At 62.6% G+C, this 20,291-nt stretch carries 16 protein-coding genes and 1 tRNA gene; 13 read left to right on the top strand and 4 right to left on the bottom strand.

From position 1 onward, the window contains the following. The 4 genes from HNQ39_RS10655 (at window position 1) to HNQ39_RS10640 (ending at window position 4,569) form a co-directional block, all read left to right on the top strand. Complete coding sequence (locus tag HNQ39_RS10655; protein WP_184195169.1) at window positions 1-801, top strand: amidohydrolase family protein; 801 nt, start codon at window positions 1-3, stop codon at window positions 799-801. A 104-nt stretch (window positions 802-905) separates the two neighbouring features. Then, window positions 906-1,931 carry an aldose 1-epimerase family protein gene (locus HNQ39_RS10650; protein WP_184195166.1) on the top strand — a complete coding sequence of 342 codons (1,026 nt, stop codon included), beginning with the start codon at window positions 906-908 and terminating at the stop codon, window positions 1,929-1,931. 4 nt (window positions 1,932-1,935) lie between these two features. Further along, window positions 1,936-3,627, top strand: coding sequence for a hypothetical protein (locus HNQ39_RS10645; protein WP_184195163.1), 1,692 nt, complete (start codon window positions 1,936-1,938; stop codon window positions 3,625-3,627). A 108-nt stretch (window positions 3,628-3,735) separates the two neighbouring features. Then, window positions 3,736-4,569 carry a tetratricopeptide repeat protein gene (locus HNQ39_RS10640; protein ID WP_184195160.1) on the top strand — a complete coding sequence of 278 codons (834 nt, stop codon included), beginning with the start codon at window positions 3,736-3,738 and terminating at the stop codon, window positions 4,567-4,569. Here the strand turns inward: HNQ39_RS10640 and HNQ39_RS10635 are convergent. Continuing rightward, a complete protein-coding gene (locus tag HNQ39_RS10635) occupies window positions 4,562-7,114 on the bottom strand; it encodes a winged helix-turn-helix domain-containing protein (RefSeq protein WP_184195157.1) in 2,553 nt (850 codons plus the stop codon). The genes HNQ39_RS10640 and HNQ39_RS10635 overlap by 8 nt on opposite strands. An 82-nt stretch (window positions 7,115-7,196) precedes the next feature. On the opposite strand from HNQ39_RS10635, the gene HNQ39_RS10630 reads away from it, so the two are divergent. The 9 genes from HNQ39_RS10630 to HNQ39_RS10590 all read left to right on the top strand — a co-directional run bounded on the left by HNQ39_RS10630 (window position 7,197) and on the right by HNQ39_RS10590 (window position 16,762). Beyond that, the gene (locus HNQ39_RS10630; RefSeq protein WP_184195154.1) at window positions 7,197-8,255 is read left to right on the top strand and encodes a hypothetical protein; all 1,059 of its coding nucleotides are present in this window, start codon (window positions 7,197-7,199) and stop codon (window positions 8,253-8,255) included. 15 nt (window positions 8,256-8,270) lie between these two features. Further along, window positions 8,271-9,203, top strand: coding sequence for a PEP-CTERM sorting domain-containing protein (locus tag HNQ39_RS10625; RefSeq protein WP_184195151.1), 933 nt, complete (start codon window positions 8,271-8,273; stop codon window positions 9,201-9,203). Between the two features lie 25 nt (window positions 9,204-9,228). Then, window positions 9,229-10,368 carry a tRNA guanosine(34) transglycosylase Tgt gene (gene tgt / locus HNQ39_RS10620; protein ID WP_184195148.1) on the top strand — a complete coding sequence of 380 codons (1,140 nt, stop codon included), beginning with the start codon at window positions 9,229-9,231 and terminating at the stop codon, window positions 10,366-10,368. 23 nt (window positions 10,369-10,391) lie between these two features. Beyond that, window positions 10,392-10,464, top strand: a tRNA-Ala gene (locus HNQ39_RS10615). Between the two features lie 108 nt (window positions 10,465-10,572). Further along, a complete protein-coding gene (locus tag HNQ39_RS10610) occupies window positions 10,573-11,385 on the top strand; it encodes a ThuA domain-containing protein (protein WP_184195145.1) in 813 nt (270 codons plus the stop codon). Beyond that, entirely contained in the window at window positions 11,385-12,545 is a 1,161-nt protein-coding gene (locus HNQ39_RS10605; RefSeq protein ID WP_184195142.1) for a Gfo/Idh/MocA family protein, read from the top strand. The genes HNQ39_RS10610 and HNQ39_RS10605 overlap by 1 nt, the downstream gene beginning before the upstream one ends. Beyond that, the gene (locus tag HNQ39_RS10600; RefSeq protein ID WP_184195139.1) at window positions 12,542-13,846 is read left to right on the top strand and encodes a Gfo/Idh/MocA family protein; all 1,305 of its coding nucleotides are present in this window, start codon (window positions 12,542-12,544) and stop codon (window positions 13,844-13,846) included. Before HNQ39_RS10605 ends, HNQ39_RS10600 begins: the two co-directional genes overlap by 4 nt. A gap of 15 nt (window positions 13,847-13,861) precedes the next feature. Beyond that, window positions 13,862-15,355: a Gfo/Idh/MocA family protein gene (locus HNQ39_RS10595; RefSeq protein ID WP_184197708.1), complete on the top strand. Its 1,494-nt coding sequence runs from the start codon at window positions 13,862-13,864 to the stop codon at window positions 15,353-15,355. Between the two features lie 63 nt (window positions 15,356-15,418). Then, complete coding sequence (locus HNQ39_RS10590; RefSeq protein ID WP_184195136.1) at window positions 15,419-16,762, top strand: ABC transporter substrate-binding protein; 1,344 nt, start codon at window positions 15,419-15,421, stop codon at window positions 16,760-16,762. A gap of 54 nt (window positions 16,763-16,816) precedes the next feature. Here the strand turns inward: HNQ39_RS10590 and HNQ39_RS10585 are convergent, their stop codons facing one another. From HNQ39_RS10585 to HNQ39_RS10575, 3 genes are read right to left on the bottom strand one after another with little or no spacing between them, the layout of a single operon-like run. Further along, the gene (locus HNQ39_RS10585) at window positions 16,817-18,619 is read right to left on the bottom strand and encodes a glycosyltransferase family 39 protein (protein WP_184195133.1); all 1,803 of its coding nucleotides are present in this window, start codon (window positions 18,617-18,619) and stop codon (window positions 16,817-16,819) included. Then, a complete protein-coding gene (locus tag HNQ39_RS10580; protein WP_184195130.1) occupies window positions 18,616-19,566 on the bottom strand; it encodes a class I SAM-dependent methyltransferase in 951 nt (316 codons plus the stop codon). Before HNQ39_RS10580 ends, HNQ39_RS10585 begins: the two co-directional genes overlap by 4 nt. After that, window positions 19,563-20,291 (bottom strand): metallophosphoesterase, encoded by a 729-nt coding sequence (locus HNQ39_RS10575; RefSeq protein WP_184195128.1) that lies wholly within the window; start codon window positions 20,289-20,291, stop codon window positions 19,563-19,565. The genes HNQ39_RS10580 and HNQ39_RS10575 overlap by 4 nt, the downstream gene beginning before the upstream one ends.

The raw sequence follows: 20,291 nt of genomic DNA, 5'->3' as shown, positions 1-20,291 counted from the left end.
ATGGCAGAAGAGATCATCGATGTCCACTGTGGCTGGGGCCCCACTCCCGCAGCCCCCGACTGGAACCAAGCCGAGGCGGTCCAAACGACTCTCGCGGCCCGTGGGATCACCACGTGCTGTCTCTCGTCGCTCCTGGCACGCCGCTACGATCCCATTGGGGGCAATGAGACGGTCGCGGACACGCTGGCGAGCCCAGGCTCTCCGGTCAACCTGCGCGGCTGGCTCGTGGTGCAGCCCGCCCAGCACGAAGAGTCCAGCGCCCAGATGCGCCGTCATCTCTACTCCGAGAGCTTTGTCGGGGCCGCACTCTATCCCAACCCTGCCACCGGAGCGCCGGTCGCGCTGGAGTACTCCCGTGAGCTCTTGATCCTGGTCCGCCGCTACAGCAAGGCCCTCCTGATCGAGACCCCCACCGCCGAGGCGATGTGGCATGCGGTCGAGATCGCCGGCTTTATGCAGGGGGTCAAGATCGTGGCCTCGGGGATGGGCGGGGAGGAGTGGCGCGCCGCGATCGACTACGCGGTCAAGCCATCGAACCTCTTCTTGGATATCTCAGGTGCCCTTGCCCCGGAGAAGATTCGCTACGCCATCCAGGCGATGAGCGGTGCCCGTAAGCTCCTCTTTTCCTCCAACGCTCCCGCCAACGACCCCGCGGCAAACCTAGCCATGCTGGAAGAGGCGGGCCTCACCGCCGACGAGCGCGAGAAGATTCTCTGTGCCAACGCCCACCGTGTCTTTGGCTGGGGAACAGGAAGCACGGAGAGCCCCGCCGGGCTCACGCTCAGCGCGATGGGAAGCTAGACTGGCCCGGCTAAATTAGCCCGGACAACGAGTGTCCGGGCTTCCTCGGGCAACTTGGCCAGCTCTATGCTCCGCCGACGCAAGATTCAGGTAAAATCGGGAGCATGGCAACTCTCTTTGGGAAGTCCTACTCACGCCGCGAGGTGGCGCAGCGAGTGGGCGATCTGATTCAAGTCGCAGGGGTCGAGCGCTTCACCTACGACGAAGGCGTCCAAGGGGGCGTCAAGGCGGCCCGCGTGCGCTCCGGTGGCGGCTTGGACTACACCGTTCTCTTCTCCCGTGGGATGGATATCGGCGCGGCGAGCCTCTTTGGGGTGCCCTTTGCCTGGGTCTCCGCGACCGGCTGGGCCAACCCCCACGCCTTTGTCCCCGAGTGGCGCGGCTGGCTCCAGACCTTCCACGGCGGCCTGCTCACCGGCTGTGGCCTCAGCAACGCCGGCGCGTCCAACCAAGACGGTGACGAGTCCCTGGGCATCCATGGGCGGCTCTCCCACATCCCCGCCGAGAGCGCCAGCGCCTGGACCGACTGGGAGGGCGACGAGGCCACGGTCTTTGTCGAGGGGACGATGCGAGAGGCGACGGTCTTTGGCGAGAACCTGCGGCTCAAGCGGACGATCTCCACTCCCGTGGGTAGCAATAGCATGACCATCACCGACACGGTCACCAATGAGGGCTTCAAGACCAGCCCGCTCATGCTGCTCTACCACCTCAACTTTGGCTGGCCGCTGGTCGCGGAGGGTACTGTCATCCGCTTCCCCGAGGGCACGACCAGCACCCCGCGCGATGCCGCAGCCGCCGCGGGCCACGCCACCGTCAACACCCTCACCGCCCCGACAAAAGACTACGCCGAGCAGTGCTTCTTCCATAATATTCCCACCGAAGATGTGGTCATTGAGATGGTCAACCCCGATGGCTTTGGCGTGCGTGTCAGCTACAAACAGTCGGAGTTTCCGCACCTGACCGTCTGGAAGATGATGGGCGAGGGCGAGTATGTCTGTGGGATCGAGCCCGCCAACTGCAAGGTGCTGGGCCGCGCCGCCGAGCGCGAGGCCGGTCGCCTCCAGCACATCGCCCCCGGTGAGACCCGCCGCTTCTCCGTGACTCTGACCGCCTTTATCGAGGAAAAATAGCCCCGTGCCCGAGCGCCGCTTCTACTTCGTCTTGGGCGCTCTGGCGCTGGCTCTGGCCTCCGTGCCGTATCTCGTGGGCTGGCTCCACACCCCTGCGGGATCGGTGTACTCGGGCTTGACAAGCAATATCGACGACTGCTTGGTCTACTTTTCATGGATGCTGGAGGCGGGGCGCGGGCACTTTCTCCACCACAACCTCTTCTCCACGGAGCCACAAAGTCCCAAGCTACTCTATCTCTGGTTTGTTGTCCTAGGACTGCTCGCCAAGGCCAGCGGTCTGCCTCTCGCCTTCCACGTGGGCCGCGTGCTCGGCGGCGCGGCGCTTCTGCGCGCTGTGGTCTGGTTGCTCCAAGAGACTGTGCAGAGTGAGCGCGCCCGAAAGCTCGCCTTCGGCCTGGTCTGCTTCTCGTCGGGGTTTGGCTGGCTCTCGGGCGGCTACAACCCGGCTAAGGGCTTCACGCTCCAGCCGATCGACACGTTCCAGCCCGAGGCGATCACGTTTCTCTCGCTCTACTACTCGCCGCTCTTCGCGCCCATGACAGCTCTGATGGTGGTCTTTTTCGCCGCACTCCTAAAATCAGAGCGCACCGGAAAGCTCCGCGATCTCTGGCCTGCCTGCGTCGCCGGGGCTGTGCTCGGGAACTCCCACACCTACGATGTCGTGCAGCTACTCACCGTCGCCTGGGTATACAAGCTCTTCACCCTCTTGCCGCCCTTCGAGACGCTCTACGGCGAGGCAAGCAAAAAAGCAAGCGGGGTGAGACTACTTATCGCCACCGCGGCCTGCCTCCCCACCACCGCCTACACCGCGTGGGCATCGCGTGTCGATCCGCTCTTCAAGGCCCGCGCCTGGACCAATGAGCCAACCCTGACTCCTGCGCTCTGGTGGGTTCTCTTGGGCTTCGGCCTGCCGCTACTCTATGTGCTTTTCTCTTCCCCCCTAGCCCCCGCCCGGCGGGGGAACGAAACTCCCCCGTCGGACGGGGGCAGGGGGGGCAGGTTCCTCATCATCTGGCTTATCGTCGCCATCGCGGTGGCGTATCTTCCGGTGCCATTTCAGCGCAAGATGCTGATGGGAGCGCACCTTCCGATCTGCATCCTGGCGGGCGTGGGACTAGACACGCTGACGGCGCGGCTCTCGGGGGACTTCCCGAAGATCGCGGCGCTCTTTGGAGTGCTGCTCACCACACCGTCCAATGTGCTGTACTTGCTCGCCGATATCGGGCGGCTGGATGCGAACTCGGGGACGACAGCGCGACGCCCCTACCTCTCCGGCGATGAGCAGAAAGTGCTTACCTGGCTCAAAGAACACGCCACGGAGAACGCTGCCGTGCTGGTCGCACCCGATCCCGACTCCCCCAAGCGCTATCCGGGGATGTTCGAGCCGCATCTCAATGCCTACACGGCGGGCTGGGCAGGTGTGATCTGCTACAACGGCCACTGGTCGGAGACCCTCAGCTATCCCCGTAAAAATAGCCTCGCGCTACGCTTCTTCTCCCAAGCCGCCGACGATAGCGAGCGTGAGGCGCTGATCCGGGCCAATAATATTCGCTACATTCTCTACCTCAACCGGCTCGCCGGGGCGGATCTTGGTGACTACGTGCCCGTGGACTGGACCGATGGCAAGCAGCCTGGTGCTCTGAAGGTAGTCTACAGCCAAGGCGATATCACGCTCTTTGAGGTCGCTCCGACTTAGTGCAAAGTTCACCCTCCGATTTTTTCACGACTCTACCGACCATTAAGCAGGCGCTCTGACTCTTACATAAAGTGCTATAATTTTGTCGGGAAGGGACACAGACGAACGATGCCACTCTGGGGCAGGATGCTGCGACGCAGCGAGGATGTAACAGGCTACGACCGGGCGGTCCGCCTGTTCGATGAAGGCAAGTACGAGATGGCGATCACCGAGTTCGAGGCGGTCTTGCACCATCCCCGACGAAGTACCCTTACCGATGGGCTCGCACGCTTCTACCTGGGAGAGGCACACACCGCCCTCGCCCGGCAGCGCGCCGCCCTCGCCGCCCCCGCCGAACAAGCCGTCCTCGACAAAGAGCTGGCGGAAGAGGCCGCCACACACCTACGCCAAGCCCTGAGCCTGCACCCCCAGTTCGCGGACCTGCACTTCCGCCTTGGCTGCGCCCTGGTCGCTCTGGAGCAGCTCGACGATGCACGGAGCGCCTTTGGCCGGGCTCTGGAGCTCAACCCCAACTACGCCGATGCGCGCCGGCTCTACGAGGCCACGCAGGTCGGACAGCCCGAGGCCGAGGCCGCCCTCCTCCAGACACCAGCCAACCGCGACGATGCCATTGCGATGCACTCGCGGCTGGCGCTGAATCTCTACCACAAAGGGGAGTTTGAGGCCGCCGCCGACTCGTACCGCCAGGCCCTCGCCATCGCCCCCACCTACGCCGACCTGCACAACCAGCTCGGGGTCGCGCTCCACGCTGCAGACCAGGACGACGAGGCCCTCGCGGCCTTTGTCCGTGCGCTCCAGATCAACCCGCGCTATATCGAGGCCCGGCTCAACCTCGCCATCGCCCTGCGCTGCCTGGGTCGGGAGAAAGAAGCCCGCGAGGAGCTAGAGCGCGTCCTAGAGTTCGATCCCAAGAACGCCGCCGCCCGCGAGGCGCTTAGCTAGCCACCCGCGCCAGCGCGATCGCCTCTTTGAGGGTCAGCATCTCCCCTTCCCCCCAGAGCCGAGCCAGCGTCGCCTCGTCAAGAAGCGACCGGAGCTCGGTACGGATGCCCTCGACTTCCTCAAGATCCTCCTCCGTGAGGGGACGCACCTCGTGTGCCCAAAGTGTCGAGGCCGCAGCGATAAGCTTTGCGGCATGCCCCGGCTCACCGAGCTTAAGAAAGGGATGGGCAAGGTTCCAGAGAACCAGGATCAGGTTATGCCGGTCGCCGAAGGCCTCTTCGAGGTCAAGACACGTCAGCCCCGCCTGTTGTGCCTCCTCCCAACGCCCCAAGTACCCCAAAATATCGACCGTATTACTTAGGGCAACTTTGAATGCCATGCGATCCTCCGCACGCTTTGCCCACTCCGCGCCGGTCTGGTAGAGACGTAGCGCCTCCTCATAGTCTCTGAGCCGCCGCGCAAGGAGCGCTCGGTGGATCAAAAGCCGATGCTGACCGTGATCACCAGGTGCATACAGCCTCCCTGCCTCGTCAAAAAGCGCCTGAGCGGCCTCAAAGTCGGGTGTCTGACAGAGCAAGCCTCCCTTCATACTGAGCGTCTCAGCCCGGATGAAAGGATCGGTAGTAAGTCCCAGGCAGCGATCTAAGAGGCCAAAAGTCTTCTCATAGGGAGCATCGTAGAGACCAATGTGTGCCTGGTAGCTAAGTGTCTCAGCGAGAAGTGCAGCGGGAGCATCTTCCAATGCCGCCGCCGCTTCGTCCATGAGCGCGATCGCTTTGGTGCGCTCGTTGGCTCGCAGGAAGGACTCGGCGAGGCGGTGTGTGGCAAGCATGCGAAGACGCATGTCGGTGCAGGGAAGTACAAGGGTTTGTTCCAAAAAACTGCGAGCCCGCGTCCCCAAAAGCCCAATCACATCATGACCAAGATGCGAAACAAAGCTATAGGCATCGTCGCCATCACCATCTTCAAGCGCATAACGCCATGCTGTCACGGTATTTTCATCGGGGCGGGTGCTCGTGAGGTAGTGGTGGCGAAACTGCGCCCGTGTCGTCGGGCTGTCTTCGAGGCGGGGCAGGACGAATTCCCGGACGGTTTCGAGCATCGTGTAGCGCGTCTCCCCTGATGGCTCATCGGCGGCACTCTGCACCAAGGAGTCGGCCACCAGTGCCTCTAAGCGCTCACGCGCATCGCGCTGGTCGGTCACGGAGGCCGCTTCGGCCGCGCGAAACGGTGCGCGAAACAGCGCCAGGCTCGCCAGGAAGCGCTGCTGCGCCCCTGACAAGAGCTGCCAGCTCCACTCCAGCGCCGCCGAGAGCGAGCGGTGGCGGTCTTCCTTATCCCCGCGAAGCCCCGTCCGCGCCAGCCACTCAAATCGCGACTGAAGCTCGGCACGCATCTCGGAGGGCGAGAACGCACGAATGCGTGCGGCGGCAAGCTCCAGGGCGAGAGGAATCCCCTCCAACCCACGACAGACCGCCGTGATATCGTCTTGGTTGCCCGTCGTCAGATGGAAGCCAGGTCGGGTCGCCTGGATGCGGTCCAGAAAGAGCGCAAGGCTCGCCGCCTCCGAGAGCGCCTCCAGAGGGAAGAGCCGCTCCCCTGCAATCCCCAGCGCCCGCCGCGAGGTCACCAAGAGCGTGAGGTGTGGCAGTCGCGCAAGAAGTATCTCGATCAGCTCTGCCCCCCCCGAGTCCACAAGCTGCTCTAGGTTATCCAGCACCAGCAGGGCGGAGCCATCCGTCAGTGCCCAGCAGACCTGCTCCAGCGGGTCGGCATCGACGGCGGGCAAGCCCAGCACATCCCGAATTCGCCCCAAAATCTGCGCGGCGGCAACACACTCCCCCAGTGCGACAAAGGCAGAATGGGTGTAGCTTGGCGCAAGCTCCCGCAGAATCTCCACCGAGAGGCGCGTCTTGCCAGTCCCCCCAAGGCCCGTAAGAGTCACCAGTCGCGAGCGAGTGAGCTGAGTCACAATCGCCTCGCGCTCGGCCTCTCGCCCAAAGAATGCTGTCAGGTAGGGCGGAAGAGAGAGGCGACCTCCCCGGTTTCGTCGCCCCTCTTCCCGATCGGCTCGTACCCCGTCGGGAGAGGATAAAACCCCCTCGGCGAGAGCTTCTAGGCGATGACGTTCTTCCACGATCCAGTCGTCGTAGAGGCCAGGGAGTAGCTCACCGGTGTAGAGAGTACGTACCGTCGTGAGATCTTTTTGCTTGAGCGCTTGCTCAAACTCAGAGACATCGGTCGTGATGGCGTCTGGGTTGATGCGAATGGAGAGGCGATCTGCAATCAGCACACTGCCCGCAGGCAGGCCCAGCTCCAGCGGCTGCCGTAGCGTGCGGAGCGTGTGACGGAGCCGAACCTGCGCCACTTCTCGCTCGACTTCGGGCCAGAGCAGCTCCATCAGCTCCTCACGCGGGTGTATCCGCTTCGGGAAAAGTGCTAGACGTGCAAGAAGCGCAACGACACGTGAGCTCTCGAAACGAGAGAGTGTCTTGCCCTCACGCGTCGCACTCACGCCACCCAGAAAAGTGATCCGCCAGCTCACGGGCTTAGTGTAGCACGAAAGCACCTCACGCTGGCCTCACGCACCTCACGTAAGCTTCTCTTTAAATCGAAGGATCTAAATCATGAAAACACATCGCCTGTTATTTTTGGGGACAGTACTCACCGTTCTGGTACTGAGTGGCTGTAGCGGCAGTGGTGCGCCTTCCCCCGAGCCGACTCCCACCCCGACTCCTCCTGCTGTTGCGTACACGCTGGTTCCCCTCGCACCTGCAGCGCTCGTGGGTGTCAGCACAAGTGCCAATGCCATCACTCCCTCCGGAAACCAACAGGGAGGGCTTCGCTTTACCAATACCAGTGATATGCGCGCACTGCTCTGGTCAGGAACGAGCTCCAGTGTCGTGGATCTAGGGCCAGGTGAGATCCGCGCCCTTGGGGAGGGAGTTCAGATCGGCCTCACCGGGCTTGAAGGAACGCTCTCAGAGCGCGCTCAGCTCTGGCGGGGCACGGAGGCAAGTGCGGTTTCCCTCCATCCCACAGGCTATGTCGCCAGCCATGCGCTTGGAGGAGATGCAGAGATTCAGGTGGGACGGGGTCAGACCACAGATAGCACCTCTCATGCCCTGCTCTGGCGCGGAACTGCCGCGAGCGTGATTGATCTCCACCCCACAGGTTTCACGTTCAGTCGAGCGTACGATGGTGCAGGCGGTGTCCAGGTCGGCACGGGAAGACCTGCCGGTGGACAGGATCATGCCCTCCTCTGGCGAGGAACCGCCGCCAGTGTTGTCGATCTTGGCCTAGGCGTCGCTTGGGCCATCTCCGGCGATACGCAGGTAGGCCAAGGAACCGTGAGTGGAAGCACGCATGCCCTCCTCTGGCATGGCACCCAAGCAAGCCGAGTGGACCTCCACCCCACCGGTTTCAACGACAGCCGGGCTTTTGGCGTCGCCGGAAGCCGCCAGGTGGGCTATGGCTCCAAGGCAGATGGAACCATCCATGCCCTGCTCTGGGAAGGAACGGCTGCCAGTGCCCTCGATCTCCACAGCACCACGGCAAGCTACCTAATCAACGGCACCGCACCGCGCTCCTCGTTTGCCTACGGGATTGACAACAGCGGAAATATCGTCGGAACCGTGCGTAGTGTCGATGGCCGCGACTACGCCGTTCTCTGGAAACGCAACTAAGGAAAACCAAGACTCATGAAGCACACTCTTCCCCTAAACCTGCTGGCTCTTGCCTCTCTCGGGCTCGTGATCGTTCCCGGAGCGAGAGCGCAAGCGCCCTATATCAGCACTTACTCGATCTTCGGGCGCGATACCTCCGGAGGATTTGTCGCGGATGCCTACAACGCCTATAACACAGCGTCAGGCGCAACGAATATCAATAGCAACCGCCCTAATGCGACCGCAACCGGCTCCGCAATCTACACGAACACCCTCTATGACAGTGCCCCTGTAGAGGCGATGGCCAGCACCGTGGCGGGTGGCTTTTATGTCTCCAAAAACTACGCCAAGATCTCTGTCACCAATGTCCAAGACTCAGGCTATATCGCCGGGGGAGTCTACGGGTCGCACACTCAGCTGAAGTTCTTGACCGCTCCCAATAACGCGGCGTACTCGGTCTTTCGTTGGAATGTCTCGGGGAGCACGCTGACAAGCCCAGACACGGGCTACGCTGGAGCGGTGCTGCGCTTCATGGCGGGCTACTATCCTACCGAGACCTACAACAGTGTCTTTAATACCGCCACCCCTCCGGCGGAGCTGATGGTCTTTGAGAACACCGGGAACTTTGTCTACAACCTGCCCATCACGCTTGGGCAGAATATCGACCTGTTCTACCAAGCCACTGCCTCCGTAAAGCTCGGGCGCGACGAGGCCCAGGATCTTCTGGGAGACACCTACACCGCAGAGGCGGACTTTGCCAGCACCACGATCCTGGATCGCATCGATCTCTACGATAGCAGCAATAACTTGATTACCAGCAACTGGAGCCTGGGAGATGTGGAATCGGGGCAGGCACGCTTCGACCAGAACGGGCGTGTCACTAGCACGAGCAGTGCTCCTGAGCCAGGGACACTTGCTTTCGTGGCCCTCGGTGGCACGCTCGTCCTCATCAAGCGTCGGAAGTACTGAGGCAAAAGTGGTAGCATAGGGGCCGATGAGCCTCTTTACGCTACAGAAATCAGCGAGCAGCTGCCAGGCGCGGCGCGGGGAGCTGCAGCTTCCCCGTGCGACCGTGCAGACACCTGCCTTTATGCCGGTCGGGACGCAAGGGACGGTAAAGGCGATGACCTTCGACGAGGTCTGGGAGCTGGGCTATAGATTAATTCTGGGCAATACCTATCACTTGTATCTGCGGCCCGGCTCGGAGCGGGTGGCGCGGTTTGGGGGCTTGCCGAAGTTCATCGGCTGGGACGGCGCGATGCTCACGGACTCGGGCGGCTACCAGGTGTTCTCTCTCAAGGACCTGCGCAAGATCACCGAGGAGGGCGTCACGTTCCGCTCGACCCTCGATGGGAGCAAGCATCTCTTCTCCCCCGAGCGGGTGATGGAGATCGAGCACGAGCTGGGCGCGGACATCATCATGGCCTTCGACGAGTGCCCACCCTACCCGGCGACCTGGCAGTACACCAAAGACTCGCTGGACCGGACGCTTCGCTGGGAGGAGCGCTGCTTGGCCCGCCACAACGCGCTGGGCGGCGACTCCACCGGGCACCTGCTCTTTGGGATTGTCCAGGGCGGGAGCTACGACGACCTCCGGGCGCAGTCCGCCTTGGCCGTGAGCGCGATGGACTTCCCCGGAATCGCGATCGGGGGCGTGAGCGTGGGCGAGCCGGTGGAGGAGATGCGGCGCATCACGGCCCTGACCACCCCGCTCCTGCCCGCCCACAAGCCGCGCTATCTGATGGGAGTCGGGACGCCGTCGGACCTGCTGGATGGGATCTACTACGGGATCGACATGTTTGACTGTGTCCTGCCCACCCGCATGGCCCGCAACGGCGCGCTCTACACATCGCAGGGCCGCATCAATATCTCCAACGCCCGCTGGACCGACGAGGCTGGCCCGATCGACCCGGAGTGCGACTGCAAGGTCTGCCGTCTCCACAGCGCCGCCTACTTGAGGCACCTGCACCAGAGCAAGGAGATCCTCTACTCCCGCCTCGCCACGTACCACAACCTTGCCTACTACGCGAAGGTGATGGAGGGTGCCCGCGCCGCTATCGAGCAAGACACCTTCCCCGAGTACCGCCGCGCCTGCTACGCCACCTGGGGTCTTGCACTGCCACCGGATGCTTGATATAATTTAGGCCGCTGTGGTTTGGGGCTATGGCTCAGCTGGGAGAGCGCTACATTCGCATTGTAGAGGTCAGGGGTTCGAATCCCCTTAGCTCCACTGAATTCTATTAAGAGACGCCCGGGGAGGTTCCCCAGGCGTCTTTTTTGCGCTATACTGAACGTCGGCGCGCACTGCCGCGTCTTTAACAGTACCGAAAGGACTACCATGCCCCGCCTGCACCGACGCTTACTCCCCCTTGCTGCTCTTGCCCTAGGAGCCGCTTTTCTCGCCACTCCGACCACGGCCCACCGCGCCAAGAAGAAGCTCCTCGTGGTCACGGTCACCAAGGGCTTCCGCCACGGCGACTCGATCCCAGTCGCCGAGAAAGTCCTCGCCGAGCTGGGTGCCAAGAGCGGCAAGTTCGAGGTCGACTATGTCCGCACCGATGAAGAGATGGCCCAGAAGATGACGGTCGCGGCGCTGAAGAACTACGACGGTGTCTTCTTTGCCTCGACCACCGGCAACCTGCCCCTCCCGGACAAAGACGGCTTCCTGGCCTGGATCAAAGAGGGCCATGCCTTCTGTGGTGCCCACGCCGCCAGCGATACGTTCCATGACTTTCCCGCCTACATCGAGATGATCGGTGGCGAGTTCAAGACCCACGGCGCACAAGTGGAGATCGAGGGCCTGCTGGAAGACGACAGCCACCCGGCGACCAAGGTCTTTGAGAAGAAATCCTTCAAGGTCTTCGATGAGATCTACCAGTTCAAGAGCTTTGACTGGACCAAGGTGCACGCGCTGGTCGGGATGGACAAGCACCCCAACTCCAAGGAGCCCGGCTACTACGGGGTCTCCTGGGTGAAAGAGTACGGCAAGGGCCGCGTGTTTTACACGTCGCTGGGCCACCGGGTCGATGTCTGGCAGAAGCCCTGGTACCAGGAGCACGTGCTCGGCGGGATCCTCTGGTCCCTAAAAGAAGCCAAAGGAAGCGCGAAACTCCCGAAACCAGACGCGACTCCGGCTATCTTAAAGAAGTAATGAACCAGGCGCTTTCTCTAGCAGTAATCGGGGCGGGCGAGCGCGGCAAGGAGATCCTTGCCGCGCTCAGCCTCCTGCCCGAGGCGGTCGTCAAGTACGTCTGCGACTCTTACTCTTCGCCGCTGTTTCAGAAGAAAGCGCTGGAGAACGCACCCAAGGCCACGTTTGTCAACGACTACAAGAAAGTCCTCGACGACAAGACCGTCCAGGGAGTCTTTGTCGCAACGCCGACACACCTCCACAAGCAGATCGTCCTAGACGCACTCGCAGCGGGAAAGCATGTCTTCTGCGAGGCACCGCTGGCGCACACCATCGAGGACGCACGCGCGATCGCGCTGGCGGGAAAGAACAGCAAGCAGCTCTTTCAAGTTGGGCTACAGAATAGAAGTAATCCCCAGCACCGCCATGTCAAGTACTTTGTGGACACCGGCGTGCTTGGCAATGTCGCGCGGGCGGAGGCGACCTGGAACAAGAAAGCAAGCTGGCGACGTGCGGCCCCTACCCCGGAGCGGGAGGCTGCCCTCAACTGGCGGCTGAACCCTGGCCAAGCCAACGGGCTCTTGGGCGAGGTGGGAATCCACCAGCTCGACACCATCAGCTGGTTCCTTAAAGAGTCCCCCCTCTCGGTGGCGAGCTTTGGCAACGAGAACAGTGTCACCGCCATCGTCCAGTTTCCCAGAGGGATTCAGCTCACCTACAACGCCACGCTGGGGAGTAGCTTTGGGGGCGGCTACGAGCTCCTCTGCGGCGATCAGACCTCCATGCTACTGCGCGGCACGCGTGCTTGGATGATCAAGGAGAGCGATGCCCCTGTCCTGGGCTGGGAGGTCTATACCAAGCGCGAGCCGCTGGGCGATGAGACCGGCTACATCCTTGTCGCGAGCGCCTCCAAGCTACTCAGTGAGGGGCTGGAGCCCTCGAGAAATTTGGACACCAATCCGCGCCACACACCGTTGTTCTTTGCATGCGAAGGATTTTTGAACTCCATGCGTGAGGGCAAGCCCACGGGGCGCACCAGTGCCTCCGCGCCCAACCAACCACACCCGATGCACGCCACGGCGGAGGCAGGCTTTGCTGCCACGGTCGTGGGGATTCGAGCCAACGAGGCCGTGAAAACCGGCAAGAAAATCACCAACCTACGGGAAGAAAGCACACTATGAGTGATGTAACACGACGCGATTTGCTGGGACGGGGCTCCGTCCTGGCGCTGGGAATGCTCCTGGGAAGCCAGAGCCTAGGGCATGCGGAAGAGCTAACCCTGGAGTACCAAGAGACCCAAGAGATCCCCCAGACCCCTGTCACTGTCGCCGTGATCGGAGCGGGCGAGCAGGGCAGGGAGATCCTCAAGTCTCTCTCCTATCTGACCGGCCCCGTGGTCAAGTACGTCTGCGACTCGTACTCGTCACCGCTGTTTCAGAAGAAAGCGCTGGAGAACGCACCCAAGGCCACGTTTGTCAACGACTACAAGAAAGTCCTCGACGACAAGACGGTTCAGGGAGTCTTTGTCGCAACGCCGACACACCTCCACAAGCAGATCGTCCTAGACGCACTCGCAGCGGGAAAGCATGTCTTCTGCGAGGCACCGCTGGCGCACACCATCGAGGACGCACGCGCGATCGCGCTGGCAGGAAAGAACGCAAAGACAATCTTCCAGGTCGGGCTGCACAACCGAACCAACCCCCAGCACCACCATGTCAAGGACTTTATCGACAGTGGCAAGACCATGGGAAATGTTGCCCGCTGCTCGGCACAGTGGAACCTCAAGTCGAGCTGGCGGCGCGCGGCTCCCACCCCCGAGCGGGAGAGCGAGCTCAACTGGCGGCTCGATCAGACCCGGGCCAATGGCCTTGTGGGCGAGGTGGGGATCCACCAGATCGACACGGCTACCTGGTACCTGAAGTCCCTACCCCTCTCGGTCTCCGGCTTTGGGACGGGCGAGGGCTTCCTGAGGACTGTCACCTGCGTCGTGCAGTACCCTGAGGGCGTGAACCTCACCTACGATGCCACCCTCGGCAGTAGCTTTGGGGGGAGCTTCGAGCTGATCCAGGGAGGCCAGTGTGCCATTCTGCTGCGTGGTCAGCGCGGCTGGATGTTTAAAGAGAGCGATGCCGACAACCTCGGGTGGGAGGTCTATGCCCGCCGTGAGCAAGTCGGGGACGAGACCGGGATCATGCTGGTCGCCAATGCCTCCAAGGCGCTTGCTCAGGGACTGGAGCCCGCCAAGGTCGCGCAGATGAACGCCAAGCAGACTCCCAACCGCTATGCCTGCGAGACCTTCCTCAACTCCATCCGACTTGGCAAGCCCACGGGAATCACCGAGGCCACCAAGCCGGGCTACAACCCCAAGATGTACGCAACTGCGGAAGCAGGTTTCGTTGCGACAGTTGTCGGGATAAAGGCCAACGAAGCGGCACTAACCGGAAACAAAATCACATTCTCGAAGGAAATGTTCGCCCTCTAGGCGAAAGGACGTACCATGGACGAAAAACGGACAGATGTCGAGAGCTCTCGACGTGACTTTCTTAAGACCGCGACAACTGTCGCGGGTGCGCTGGTGACAGGAGCTGCGGTGACCGCCGAGGCAGAAGCGGCACAGGGAGCAGCAAAACCCGCGGCACCCGCCGGGGGCGCCAAGACAGCAGGCAAGCCGCAGATTCCCGTCTCTACCATTGATGCCAAAGCAATGACGGGCGGTAAGTTCCCTATGGGCACGAAGCTGGCAACGGGTCGGGCCATCGGTGCCAACGACCGCATCACGCTTGGCTTTGTGGGTGTAGGAACCCAGGGCTACAACGCCCACCTGCGCTCCTACGCCGATAAGATGCAGGAATGGAATGTCGCTCCGGTGGCGGTCTGTGATCCTTTTGACCTCTACAACACGCGCGCAGTCGACTACATCAAGACCAAAAATGGCGGCGCGCCTGTCCTGGCAAACCGTGACTACCGCAAGATCATCGAGCGCAGCGATATCGACGCCATCGTGATCGCCACGCCTGAGCACTGGCACGGCCAGATCGCCGTACACGCCATGCAGGCCGGTAAGCATATCTACTGCGAGAAGCCCATGACTCGCTACCTGGACGAAGCATTCCAGGTCTACGATGTGGTCAAGGCGACCAAGCGTGTCTACCAGGTCGGCTCGCAGGGCTGTACCGATGTCCGCTGGCATGCTACCGCCAAGGCGATCCGCGAGGGGAAAGTGGGCAAGCTGGTCATGGGCCAGAGCTCCTACACCCGTAACAACCGCTTTGGGGAGTGGAACTACAAGATCGAGAAAGAGATCTCCCCCGAGACCTTCGACTGGGAGCTCTGGCTGGGCTCTGCCCCCAAGCGTGCCTGGAACTTCCTGGGACCGGCCGAGGTCAATATCCAGCCCGAGCGCGCCGACAGCGGAGCCCTCTTCCGCCGCTACCGCAAGTACTGGGACTACTCGTCGGGGATCTTGAGCGACCTGGCGCCCCACCGCCTCCACCCGTTCCTGATCGCCTCCGGCAACCCCGAGTTCCCGACACGCGTCAGCTCCATCGGAACCCACGGTGTCCAGAACAAGGACCGCGATGTCGCCGATACGTCGCAGATCATCGCCGAGTTTCCGTCGGGCTGGTCCATGCTCTTCATCGGCTCCACGGTCAACGAGCAGGGCCTAGAGGACATGTTCCGCGGTGAGAAGGCGACAGTCTACTTCGGCAACGGCGTAGAAGTCCGCCCCGAGCGCCCCTGGACCGAGGAGATCGAGGGCGAGAAGATCGACACCAGCGCAGCAGACCTGGCACGCTTCTCCCGCACCGAGAACATCCCCGACCACCAGAAGAACTGGCTGGAGTCGATCCGCAAGAACGACCCCGCCAACTGCAACGCCAACGCCGATCTGGCCATCAAGGTGCAGACCATTATCTCGCTCGCCGAGATGAGCCAGCGCCTTGGCAAGACCATGAACTTCGATCCCAAGACCCGCAAGGTCACGGGCTAGACCCAAGCCCACCCGGTGCACTGCACCGGGTGGGTATCATTTTTTTGGAGGACAATGATGCGAATGACACGACGCGGCGTTTTGACCGCACTGTTTGCGACCCTACCCCTGCTCACCCTCACCGGCTGTCCCAGCGGCGGCGGCGAGAAGACCGGTGGCGAAGCCCCGACAAATACCACCGCCGGTGGCGGCGGCGGTGACAAGAAGCTCGTCATCGCGTGGGCCAAGTGGGACCCGGCCGACAAGCTCCAGAAGCTCACTGAGGACTTTACCAAAGAGACCGGGATCAAGGTGGAAGTGAACCAGATTCCCTGGTCGGACTTTGAGACCAAGATCAACGCCGCCTGGACCGGCAAGTCGCCCGAGTTCGATATGGTGGTCGGAGACTCCCAGTGGCTCGGAAACGCGGCAACCGGTGGGCACTATGTCGACCTGACCGAGTGGACGGGCGATGCCGCCAACTTCCCCAAGGCCGATAACGAAGAGGCCGCTCTCAAGAACTACGGCGAGTACGACGGCAAGCTCTACGCGATCCCCTGTATGGCCGATGCCATTGGCTTTGCCTACCGCAAGGACCTCTTCGAGGATGCCAAGAACAAAGAGGCCTTCAAGGCCAAGTTTGGCAAGGAGCTCGCGGTTCCCGAGACCTGGGAAGACTTCGCCAAGATCGCCGAGTTCTTCACCAAGGACGGCAAGTTTGGCTGCGCCCTGTTCTACTCCAAGGAGTACGATGGCGCGACCATGGGCTTCGACCCGATCCTCTGGAGCTTCGGCGGCGCGTACACCAAGGACGGTAAGGCGACGGGCGCGATCAATGGCCCCGAGGCGGTCAAGGCCCTGGAGTTCTACGCCGGCCTGAAGAAGTTCTGCCCCAAGGGCGGCGAGAACTTCTACTTCAGCGAGTGTAACACCGCCTTCCAGGAGGGCACGGTCGCGATGGCCGAGAACTGGTTTGCCTTCATGCCCGCCCTCGTGGACAAGGCCAAGAACAAGTTCGCCGACCAGACGGGCTACTTCATGATGCCCAAGGGACCCGCCGGACAGTTCGTCTCCCTTGGTGGCCAGGGGCTCTCCCTCTCCAGCTACTCGAAGAACACCGACGATGCCAAGAAGTTCATGGCGTGGTTTAGCAAAGAGGAGAACCAGAAGAAGTGGGTCGCGCTGGGTGGTCTGACGGCCAATAAGAAAGTCTCGGCCACCGACGAGTTCAAGAAGGCCAACCCCTACAACGAGACCTTCGCCAAGTCCGTGCCCTTCCTGAAGGACTTTGACAACTCGCCCAAGTACAGCGAGCTACTCAAGGCCTGCCAGGAAGAGCTCTTTGCGGCCTACTCCGGTGCCAAGCCTGCCAAGGATGCCCTGGACGAGATCGCCAAGAAGCACGACGAGGTCCTTAGCGCCAAGTAAGCGCCACACAACAAAAAAGACGCCGGGGAGGCTCCCCGGCGTCTTTTGTTTGTTTTAGGGAATTCGGTAGATCACAATCGGGTTGTTCTGCCCGATGCTCTGCACCAGCTCGATCTTGCCCTGCTCCACTGCCTGCGCCAGCAGTGTCCGCCACTTGGACCAGACCGGGTCTTCGTGCTTGACCAGGCTCGTAAAGAGCGTGTTCTGGAGCAAGTAGGTATAGCCGCGACGCTTGAAATCCGCCAAAAAGGCATCGACATCGGGGTAGGAGTCGTAGGGGAGCAGGCCGGGGGCGTGGTTGGGCTGTCCCCAGATATAGGGCCGCTCCAGCCAGAAGCCACGGGTCTCGTCGAAGAGCACCACCTTGGCATCTTTGGGGGCGTTGGTGTTGATCCAGGTCTCGGCAGCCTCCAGCGCCTTGAGGGGAGCCGGAGCCAGGAGCTGGGTGAGCGCCACGTACAGCCCCCAGAGCGCCGCCAGAGCCACGAGCGCCCCGCCCGCCCGTTGCGCGAGCTTCCCTGCCTGTGCCAGTCCCCAGGCACAGACCAGCGCAAAGGCGGGCAGCGCGGGAATCAGGTAGCGGGTCTGCTGCATCATGAAGAACCACGTCGCGGAGATGCCCAGCCCCCAGAGCAGGCAGGCAACCGCGGTGCGGTCCCAGCGACGCACCAGCAGCGGTAGGGCCATCCCCACCGCCAAATAGACCGGTGAGAGCCCCAGGCCACGATCGACATACTCGGTAAAGATAAAGGGACGCACTTGCGAGATCAGCCCTGCCTCCAGGGTGACGTTCCACGGTGCCAGGAGCAGGTGCAGGGGGTCTTTTCCAAGCCCAAATGCCACCTGATCTTTGGCGTAGCCCAGCGCCGCCGCGTCGTTCCAGTAGCGTCCGTGGAAGAGCTTCCAGCCAAAGGGATAGACCGGGTCGCCTGTGTAGAGGAAGGTCTTTAGGTACCAGGGCAGCCCAACCGCCAGCGCCACCCCCGCCCAGAGCAGCACGCGCGTCAGCGGCACACGCGCCACAAGAAGCCCCCCTGCCCCCATGCCCCAGAAGACCAGCGCCGTGGACTTGGTTCCCAGCGCGAGCCCCATCAGCGCCGCCGAGACCAGCAGCCAGCGCCGATCCTCCCTGAGGTTGAGAGCGGCGTAGAAGCTCAGGAACGAGAAGAGGGCAAGCGCGAGGTCGATATAGGCGGTCGTGGACTCCCAGAGCAAGATCGGGGTGGTCGCAACCATCACTGCGGCGACCTGTCCGACGGCTTTATGGAAATACCGCACGCCACAGGTGTAGACCGAGATCGTCAGGAGCACTCCACAGAGCCAGTGACAGAGCTTCGCCCCACTCACCGAGCCCAGCGAGAGCATCCAGAGATAGAGCATCTGGAGGGTAAAGGGGAAGTTGCTATGGTGGTCGTCGGGGATGTAGTAGATTCGCCCCTCTTGGAGAAAGCGCTTGGGCGCGGCAAGATGGTACGAGAGCGAGTCCCACTCCAGCTCCCCCGGAGGGTTCAGCGCGCCCACCAGCGTGATCAGCCCACAGAGCCCCAAGACCAGCGCCACGCCAATCCCCAGCGCCCCCGCCGACTGCTCCTCGGTCTTCTCTCGGCGAGGAAGGCTCCGGTAGCCCAGAAACGCCAGCGGCAGGCCAACCAGCACCACCCCCGCTGTCAAGGGGACGGCCTTTGCCTGCCCTAGAAGCCCCAGCGCCAGAATCGTGTAGGCGAGCACTCCCATCCCCAGCGGCAGGGCAAAGGCCTTGCGCTCCAGAAGTCCCTGGGTAGGAAGTCCACGCAGGAAAAACGCCCCGATCCCAAACGCCAGCGCCGCCAGCAGGACGAGAAATAAAATCCCGATCATCGCTTGACCGCCAGGAGCTCCATGACCTCACCCGACATCTCGTGGCCGAGGCGCTCGGAGGCGGTGAGGAGGCTGAGGAAGGCCTTTGTGCGGAGCTTGCCCCCCTCACGGCGTGGTCCTGCACTGCCCTCTTCCTCGCCGATGGGCTTGCCTGAGATCGCCTTGAGGCTGTAGCGGACGCTCTGAATCCCAAAGAGAAACGGGAAGTGGCGGATGCGCTGCACCTCGAAGCCGCAGGTCTCGGTGAGGCGGGTGAGGGTGCGCGGTGCAAAGCCCCAGTAGTGGCGGGGCAGGTCCAGCGGGTACCAGCACGAGCGGAAGAGCCGCGCTTCCAGGCAGTTGACATTGGGGACAGCGATCAAGAGGGTCCCTCCCGGCGCGAGAGCGTTCCAGGCCGCTGTCAGGGTCTCGCGTGGCTCGGGGACGTGCTCCAGGACGTGTAAGATCGAGATCAGCCCAAAGGCACTTTCGGGGAGGGTGATCTCCTCCAGAGGTGCCTCGTGGATCGTGCCGCCGGTGCGCTTGCGCGCGAGCTCGGCGGCGACCGGATCGGTCTCCAGCCCCTCGACACTCCAGCCCCGCTCGGCGAGCTGGGCGAGAAAACGCCCATCGCCGCAGCCCACATCGAGGGCGCGGCGCGGGGTGCTCTCGGGGATAGTAGCGAGAGTGCGCTCGGCCATGCGGCGGTTGTACTCGTCGAGGCGCTCCGCGAGCCCGCTCGTGGCATCGTCCTCGGCGCGGGCATAGGTCAGCGGCGTGTAGTGCTTGCCCATCTCCTCGGGGCTCGGGCGGGGATCGAGGCGGACGGTCCCACAGCGGGCGCACTCCACGGCATGGAACTCACGCGGCCCTCCGTGGATATGGTCGCCTGCCCGCCGCCACGCGGTCGCGGCACGGGTCCCACACACACAGCAGGTCAAGGTCGTCTCGACATAGCGTCGGCTCATAGCGAAATCAGCTCTCCAGTGACGTTTCCGTCTTCAAAGATAACATGGCCCAGGTAGCGCGCGTGGCTCCCGGCCTGGACAATCGGCACACCGTTTACCACCTCGGGCTGCTCCAGGACCACATGGGTGTGCCCACCGATCAGCAGGTCCAGCTCCGGCACGGCCTCGGCGAGCTTGCGGTCCTGGGCGATCCCGATATGGGTCAGGGCGATCAGCAGGTCGCACTGGGGCCGCAGCTCGGCAGCAAGCTGTTTGGCCGTTTCTATTGGCGGCGCAAAGAGGTTGTCCCAGAGCGCGGCGTCCACTTTCTGCGGGGTCGCCATCGGGACGGTCACCCCGAAGACTCCGATGCGCCTCCCTCCCCGCTCTAGCAGTACGGACGGCAGAAACGGGACGTTCCCCGCGGCATTTTTCGCGTAGCCATTGGCGCAGAGCACGGGGAAACCCGCCTTGCTAAGCTTCGTCCGCACCACGGCAAGGCTCGGGTGGGTCTCGCGGTTGCCCATGGTCATGGCATCGTAGCCGAGGGCGCTCATGCGGGCGAGAAGCGGCTCGCCTAAAGGGTTGAAGCCCAGGTTTCCTGCGGAGACAGCATCGCCGGCATCGAGGAGCACATACGGCTCTCCTGCCGCGAGGCGCTCGATATGGGCTTTGAGAATCGCCGCTTTCTCATCGGTGAGCTTGCCGTGAAAGTCGTTGGTATGGAAGAGATGGAGCCGGGCCAC

Origin of the sequence: Armatimonas rosea, assembly GCF_014202505.1 — a bacterium.
Lineage (GTDB): Bacteria > Armatimonadota > Armatimonadia > Armatimonadales > Armatimonadaceae > Armatimonas > Armatimonas rosea.
The sequence above is the reverse complement of the archived record's forward strand: the minus strand, read 5'-3'. Positions and strand labels throughout refer to the sequence as shown.